The sequence below is a fragment of the Dolichospermum sp. LEGE 00240 genome (assembly GCF_015207875.1).
Lineage (GTDB): Bacteria > Cyanobacteriota > Cyanobacteriia > Cyanobacteriales > Nostocaceae > Dolichospermum > Dolichospermum gracile.
The window spans coordinates 1-6644 of record NZ_JADEVZ010000134.1 but is presented as its reverse complement, the minus strand read 5'-3'; the positions used below and the strand labels follow the sequence as shown (position 1 = coordinate 6644).

Below are 6644 nucleotides of genomic sequence, written 5' to 3'. Positions count from 1 at the left end.
GGGTTGGGGGTGGGGTTCTTAGGGCGGATGTCTGTTTTTTGTCAAAAATCAGGCAAATTTTAGAGGTAATCCATCCTGAAATATGAGGAGTTCACCCGGTTGAATTTGTGTCCAAACTTCGTTATCGGTTAGGGGTGTGGTGACAATGACAGCAACGCGATCGCTTGGTGTGGTTAATTCGCTAAAATCTACAGTCATCTCTTCATCAATTAAATGCGCCGCCGCAAAGGGGGCTTGTCTAATAATGTAGCAAAGTTTGGTTGAGCAATAGGTGAAAAAATGCTGACCATTTGATAATATATAGTTGAAACATCCAAAAACCGCTATTTCTTTGGTAACTTCATGTAATGTCTGGTAGAGTTCCCTTAATGGTGGTTGTCCTTGGGGAAAATGCGATCGCAATGTGTTGAGAATTAAGCAAAATGCTTTTTCGCTGTCGGTAGCGCCCACAGGTTGAAAAGTCCCATGATTTTCTGGGTTAAAATCTGGTAAATTACCATTATGAGCAAATACCCAATATCTACCCCAAAGTTCCCGACGGAAAGGATGACAGTTTTCTAAGGCTATTTTACCTTGAGTGGCTTTGCGAATATGGGCTATCACATGAGTAGAATGAATGGGATAACGACGGATAAAATCGGCAATGGGTGACGCGATAGAAGCTTCAGCGTCTAAAAAAATCCGACATCCTTTACCTTCAAAAAAAGCAATTCCCCAACCATCACTATGTTCATCTGTTTTTCCTCCTCTGGCAGAAAAACCTTCAAAGGAAAAGCAAATATCTGTGGGTACGTTGCAATTCATTCCTAATAGTTGGCACATTAGTTTTGTCGTTGTAAAGATCAACTCCAGAATAACTGATTAATTTTGATGTGATAGGTGCAGTTTGTACATTTAATTAGCGGCGTTGCTGAATTGAGGTATGAAATTGAAAAATCAAAAAAATGAAACTCTTACTCTCCGCGCCTGGAGCGCCTCTGCGTGTTCGCGCAGCGTGCCGTAGGCATAATAAAATCATACTTTTACTCAGCAACATCATAGATGAATATACCTCCTGCATAAACACCGACAATCCGATAGAGATACCGTATATTTAAATTTATTTTAGAATTATCACATATTCTTCTCAGAGGAGCAAGATGTGTTTCGGTGATTTTCATCAATTTCTCGCCAGAGAATTTATCAATCGTGTGGAGTTGGCTCAGGAAGAGAAAAATAGCAAATAATAGATTATGGACAAACGCCATTTTTTACAAATTAGTACCCTATTAGTCGGTACAGCCTTTTTTTCCCATTATATCAATTGGAGTTCAGAATCTATGGCACTTTCTAATACAGAGTTTGCAGTGACAAAAACAGAGGAAGAGTGGAAGAGTATTCTCACACCAGAACAGTTTCGGGTGTTGCGGAAACATGGTACAGAACCCTCCCATAGCAGTCCTCTGGATAAGCAATATGAACCTGGTACTTATGTCTGCGCTGGGTGTGGACAGCCTTTGTTTACTTCCGATACGAAGTTTAATAGTGGTACTGGCTGGCCAAGCTTTTTTAACCCCATAGAGGGAGCGATCGCTACTACTACAGATAGAACATTTTTCATGACCCGAACTGAAGTCCATTGTAGTAATTGTGGTGGACATTTAGGCCATGTTTTTAATGATGGACCAAAACCAACTGGTCTCCGTTACTGCATGAACGGTGTATCTTTGCAATTTACACCTGCGTAGATCACTAATACGGTTCACTTTTTAAACTCTCTCAAGGGGTGCAAACCCCTTGTTTTATTCTGTCAAAAGCAGGAAATTGGAATATAGCAGGTAGAGTTTAGATAAAATTGTCGAAAACAAGGATAAGGATTAGATAATGCAAGTTCTCAAAAGATCCATCAAACCAGAAAGTTATATATCGTTTCTCCACATTTACCAAACTACTTGGGGAACTGCTGGTGATATTTGTTTAGTTCGGGAATCTGTAGCTGAATCGAGCGCATCAAAGTTTGTGGGTCGCAGAATTAAATTAGCTCTTCCTAAAGGCATGGAACGTGATTACTTAGTGAATATTCCCATCATTAAAATTGCAGGTCACGTAGGTGAAGGGCATCCTAAAGATCCACAGTCTGAATGGGAAGCCTATGATGGTATAGATCCAGAAATAGCGATCGCCGTTTTGAAAATTTGGGGCTTTAAGTTAATTGAGTTATAAGAAATTTTACAAAACCATCAGCAACAGCACAAAAAATTAAGAGTGCGTCAAGAATTATCTTCCTAACGCACCCTATAAATTAAAAATTTTTCGGTAAACTTACAGCGGTTTCCAATCATATAAGGTACATCCTAGCCCCTCATTGCACCCCTCTCATTCCCCCCGCTGCGGGGGGAAGAAAAGGATAAGCTTTTGATACTGGAGGGGGTTGGGGTTTACAAATCGCCCAAAAGCCTATACGGTCTTCGTTTTGACTTTTGACTTTTGACTTTTGACGAACGCCTAGCGGCGTTAGCGTTTACCACGATAAGGAACAGCATTCAGGTAATCAATATCAAAAGAAGATAGCTTTTGAGCATAGTTACCTTTATCAGAGACAGAAGCCGCCATAGCTTCAAAGTTGCCAGGATCACCTGCTTTCAAACGCTTGGCTTTAGCTTTAGCAGTATAGAAATTCTCCAAAGTAAAGCGCCAGTCGGTTTTGACTGTACCGGCTGTTTCTTGGAAGTCCGCACCGTAACGAGGAGTTACCAAGTTAAAAGGACGATCTACAAACCGCTTGCGTTGGTAAGGTACGGTATTATCACCAAAGTTTTGGGTATACTCTTCGCTGTCTAATAAAGCATCAACGAAACCGCCAAAGCCCTTGTTACAAATCACAATTGACCAAGCAATTTCTTCCTTTTTATTGTAAGCACAACGACCCAACAAGCGCTTGAGGGTGATATCTACCAAACGGTAGTTGTTGTTAACAGAAACAACCAAACGATAGAAAGCTTCAGATTTAGCTAAACCGCGAATAAAATCACGAACTGACAAAGAACCATTTTTTAACTGAGATTCTAAAGTCACTTGACGGTTAAACTTGAGAATTTCATGTTCACTGAAAACTTGGCGATAAGCAGCCCAAATGATATTTGTCATGTCAGTGTAAGAACTAACATCTTCAATGCGATAGATATAAGGTGTATCTTCATTTTGGTCAGCAACACCAAAGCTGGCCACTCGGTGATTTTGACTACTTGGATTGTATTGAAGTAATGGCAATGCCATATTATTTTTCTCCTTTTATTATCAAATTAAACAAAGATAATGAATCAGGGAACAGGGAACAGGGAATAGTTTTACCCTATTGCTGATTCCCTATTTCCTCTCGATCTTATTTTCCCCTTAAAAGGTTAGTAGATATCACTAATTCCTAACCAATTGAGAATCAACAAGAAAGTGATGCCTGCGGTTATTACCAGTAATACAGCAGACAATGCCCCCAAATCAACATTTTGCCCAGAGCCTGGGTAAAAACCTCCACGCCATTGACGAATATACGGCCATTTTTGGGCAATACCTGCCCGGTCACGATAATCAGCACCATAGCGAGGAGTAAAGCTGATGGGGCGGTCTGTGGTCATTCGTTTACGTTGATAGGGTACGGTATACTCACCAAAGGCTTGTTCATACTCGCTACTATCAATCAGAACATCCACAAATTTTCCCCAACCTAAAGTAGCAATTTGAATTGACCAAGCAATTTTCTCTTGCTCATTATAGGGAGAACGACCCAAGATTCTTTTCAGAACCATTTCTACCAACCGATAGTTGTTATTCGGTGTCACAACTAGCTGATAAAATCGCTCTGATTTCACCAAACCACGAATGAAGTCTTTAACCGTAATTGACCTATTTTTGAGTTGGGTTTCTAGGGTAATTTGACGGTTAAATTTGAGAATCTCCTGTTCGTTAAAGATTTGGCGATAAGCAGCCCAAATTAGTTGTTCAATTTCGCCGGAAGAATTAGCATTTTCAATTCGGTAGATATAAGGATTGTCTTCGTTAATATCAGCCGTACCGAAACTGTTTACTCTTTGGTTTTGAGTTGTAGGTTTGTATTCAAGTAAAGGAATTGCCATTTTAAAGAACCTGCCTTTTGGTAAAGTTGGCATCTTAAAATGTCGTAATACTTAGCGAAATAACTAAAATTAAAATCCTGAAAAAAATGCAAACTTTGTCACTTTTATCACCGAAATTTCCCAGCTAGTTAAAAAACTATTTAGCGCACGGGAAAACTAGCACTAGGACTAATAGAAACAGGAATACCTGTTGATTTTGTTTCCCTGGTAGTGTTAGGAATTTGGATATTGGCAGTGCTAACTGGTGTGGGAGTCACTGTTTTAATCTTAATGGAATTTGCCATATCCAAAAAGTTTTTAATGTCGCCCCATTTGTAACGAGCATCTTCGATTTGGTCGCGCCAGTAGTCGCTGTATCGTGGTGTTACTAAGTTAAAGGGTCTATCCTTATAACGTCGTCTTTGGTAAGGAACGATATTTTCCCCAAAGTTGCTTTGATATTCTTCAGAATCTAGTAAAGCATCCACAAAACCGCCCCAACCTTTGGTAGCAATCACAATTGACCAAGTGATTTCTTCCTCTTTGTTATAAGGTGCGCGACCTAATAACCGTTTTAGTCCAATTTCTACTAATCTGTAGTTGGAGTTACTCTGAATTACTAAACTTTGGAAAGCTTCAGACTTTGCTAAACCCCGAATAAAATCACGGACGGTGATAGCTTTGTTTTTGACTTGGGATTCTAAATTAACTGGGCGGTAAAATTTGAGAATGACGTGTTCACTGAAAAGTTGCCGATAAGCAGCCCAGATTAATTCTTCTACTTCTCCACCAAAGCCATAGTCTTCGATGCGGTAAATTTTGGGTGTATCTTCGTTGGGAACTTCATAACCAGAAACACGCTGGTTTTGAGAACTGGGTTTGTATTCTAGTAAAGGTATTGTCATTTTTGTTAGTTGTTAGGGAACAGGGAATAGGGAATAGGGAATAGGGAATAGGGAATAAGTGTTTCCCAATTACCAATTACCAATGACTAATGACTAATGACTAATTTTTAGCGATCGCCGGAATGTAACGATAAGGTAAGGAAACTGCCACAGGTTTAACTGTGGGTTGTTCTTGATGATCTCTGCTAGTGTCAGGTATTGCGGTATTACTAACGTAAGATTGGGCTGTGGCCAAACTGCGTTGGTAGTTAACTTCGTTGGTAATAATAGACCCAGCGATGATGAAGAAGTTGGCAGGAATTGCCCGACGGATATCTGCTGTGGTCAGTTGTCCTGATGTGCGGATGTTGTAGTAGGAACGACCAGCCAAACCACGCAGGTTTTGAGTATCACGCCAGTCAGTACCATAACGAGGGTTAGCGAGGTTAAAGGGGCGTGAGCCAAAACGACGACGTTGGTAAGGGACTACATCATCACCAAAGTTGTCTAAATACTCGTCTGATTCTAATAGAGCATCTATGAAACCATGTAACCCTTTGGTAGCAATCACGATTGACCAAGCAATTTCTTCGTCTTGGTTGTAAGCAGCCCGACCTAAGAACCGTTTTAAGGTGATGTCAACTAGGCGGTAGTTAGAATTTGTATCTGCTATTTGGGTACGGTAAACCTCTGATTTGCCTAAACCTCGGATAAAATCACGGAGGGTAATCGCCCGATTTCGCAGTTGTGATTCTAAAGCGGTTTGCTTATAGCTGGCTAAAATCAAATGTTCGCTGAAAATTTGGCGATATGCAGCCCAGATGATGCTATCAATATCTTGGTCTGATGTAGCTCGATCTAAGCGATAAATAGTTGGGGTGTCCTCGTTAGGAACTTCATAACCTTCTACTCGTTGGTTTTGCGACTTGGGCGCGTATTCTAGTAGTGGTATTGACATCTTTACTTTTACCTTGTTATATGGTATATAAATCAGTTTACTAAGCCAAGGCTAACTGAATGCGAGCGCGAACGGCTTTTTCAGTATCGTTGGTCAGCATTAATTGAAATTTAGCCGAAATAGATGATCGCACTGTAGCCACTTTTGCTAAAGCTTGTAACCCAACAATAGCAGCATAACGAATTGACCAATCTGCATCTTCGCAAATCAACAGAAGTGTCTCTAGGGCGCGGTTAATGGCTATTTCAGCTTCATTAGGTGCTAATTTCTGCCAATGTATGTTTCCTAATCCCTTCGCAGCAGCACGGCGGACGCTAGGGGCAAAGTCAGTCAATGCAGTGGAGATGAGAATATCCAAAGCACGGGGATCTGCGATCGCCGCTATTGTACGAATCGAATAAGCCCGTGCGCCATAGTTATAATCATCAATTTGGTCCAGCAATTGTGGTACTGCTATTTCTCCCAACTCCGTCAACCCGGCTGCCGCCACTATGGCTGCTGCTGGATTGTTATAACCAAAGACGGCAATTAAGGTAGGAATTGCCAATGGATCTTTGGCTGCTGCCAGATTTTTAACTGCTGTCACCATTTGGTCAGGTGTTTCTGCTACGGTGACAGCCCGAATTAGTTCATCCATTTTTCTGTTGTCAGTAGCAAGAAACCCACCTATGGGCGGGGAAACCCACCTATGGGCGGGGAAACCCACCTATGGGC

General features: G+C 41.0%; 8 protein-coding genes. 2 read left to right on the top strand and 6 right to left on the bottom strand.

Going from position 1 to position 6644, the window contains the following annotated elements:
- Positions 1 to 48: 48 nt before the first annotated feature.
- Complete coding sequence (locus IQ226_RS24180; RefSeq protein ID WP_193899626.1) at positions 49 to 822, bottom strand: class II glutamine amidotransferase; 774 nt, start codon at positions 820 to 822, stop codon at positions 49 to 51.
- Between the two features lie 410 nt (positions 823 to 1232).
- Between IQ226_RS24180 and msrB the strand changes: the two genes are divergently transcribed.
- Both msrB and IQ226_RS24170 read left to right on the top strand, forming a co-directional pair.
- Positions 1233 to 1727 carry a peptide-methionine (R)-S-oxide reductase MsrB gene (gene msrB, locus IQ226_RS24175; RefSeq protein WP_193899625.1) on the top strand — a complete coding sequence of 165 codons (495 nt, stop codon included), beginning with the start codon at positions 1233 to 1235 and terminating at the stop codon, positions 1725 to 1727.
- Positions 1728 to 1863: 136 nt separating this feature from the next.
- Complete coding sequence (locus IQ226_RS24170; protein ID WP_027402207.1) at positions 1864 to 2202, top strand: hypothetical protein; 339 nt, start codon at positions 1864 to 1866, stop codon at positions 2200 to 2202.
- Between the two features lie 291 nt (positions 2203 to 2493).
- On the opposite strand, the gene IQ226_RS24165 is transcribed toward IQ226_RS24170, so the two are convergent.
- The 5 genes from IQ226_RS24165 to IQ226_RS24145 all read right to left on the bottom strand — a co-directional run bounded on the left by IQ226_RS24165 (position 2494) and on the right by IQ226_RS24145 (position 6567).
- Positions 2494 to 3255 (bottom strand): phycobilisome rod-core linker polypeptide, encoded by a 762-nt coding sequence (locus tag IQ226_RS24165; RefSeq protein ID WP_193899624.1) that lies wholly within the window; start codon positions 3253 to 3255, stop codon positions 2494 to 2496.
- 125 nt (positions 3256 to 3380) lie between these two features.
- A complete protein-coding gene (locus tag IQ226_RS24160) occupies positions 3381 to 4109 on the bottom strand; it encodes a phycobilisome rod-core linker polypeptide (protein ID WP_193899627.1) in 729 nt (242 codons plus the stop codon).
- Positions 4110 to 4249: 140 nt separating this feature from the next.
- Positions 4250 to 4993, bottom strand: a complete 744-nt coding sequence (locus tag IQ226_RS24155; protein ID WP_193899623.1) for a phycobilisome rod-core linker polypeptide — start codon at positions 4991 to 4993, stop codon at positions 4250 to 4252.
- Positions 4994 to 5093: 100 nt separating this feature from the next.
- Positions 5094 to 5930 carry a phycobilisome rod-core linker polypeptide gene (locus tag IQ226_RS24150; RefSeq protein ID WP_193899621.1) on the bottom strand — a complete coding sequence of 279 codons (837 nt, stop codon included), beginning with the start codon at positions 5928 to 5930 and terminating at the stop codon, positions 5094 to 5096.
- A 40-nt stretch (positions 5931 to 5970) separates the two neighbouring features.
- Positions 5971 to 6567 (bottom strand): HEAT repeat domain-containing protein, encoded by a 597-nt coding sequence (locus tag IQ226_RS24145; protein WP_193899619.1) that lies wholly within the window; start codon positions 6565 to 6567, stop codon positions 5971 to 5973.
- Positions 6568 to 6644 lie beyond the last annotated feature (77 nt).

Excerpts from the sequence above, each read along its gene's own strand:
- IQ226_RS24180 (WP_193899626.1), bottom strand. The coding sequence starts at position 822 with ATGTGCCAACTATTAGGAATGAATTGCAACGTACCCACAGATATTTGC.
- msrB (WP_193899625.1), top strand. The coding sequence starts at position 1,233 with ATGGACAAACGCCATTTTTTACAAATTAGTACCCTATTAGTCGGTACA.
- IQ226_RS24170 (WP_027402207.1), top strand. The coding sequence starts at position 1,864 with ATGCAAGTTCTCAAAAGATCCATCAAACCAGAAAGTTATATATCGTTT.
- IQ226_RS24165 (WP_193899624.1), bottom strand. The coding sequence starts at position 3,255 with ATGGCATTGCCATTACTTCAATACAATCCAAGTAGTCAAAATCACCGA.
- IQ226_RS24160 (WP_193899627.1), bottom strand. The coding sequence starts at position 4,109 with ATGGCAATTCCTTTACTTGAATACAAACCTACAACTCAAAACCAAAGA.
- IQ226_RS24155 (WP_193899623.1), bottom strand. The coding sequence starts at position 4,993 with ATGACAATACCTTTACTAGAATACAAACCCAGTTCTCAAAACCAGCGT.
- IQ226_RS24150 (WP_193899621.1), bottom strand. The coding sequence starts at position 5,930 with ATGTCAATACCACTACTAGAATACGCGCCCAAGTCGCAAAACCAACGA.
- IQ226_RS24145 (WP_193899619.1), bottom strand. The coding sequence starts at position 6,567 with ATGGATGAACTAATTCGGGCTGTCACCGTAGCAGAAACACCTGACCAA.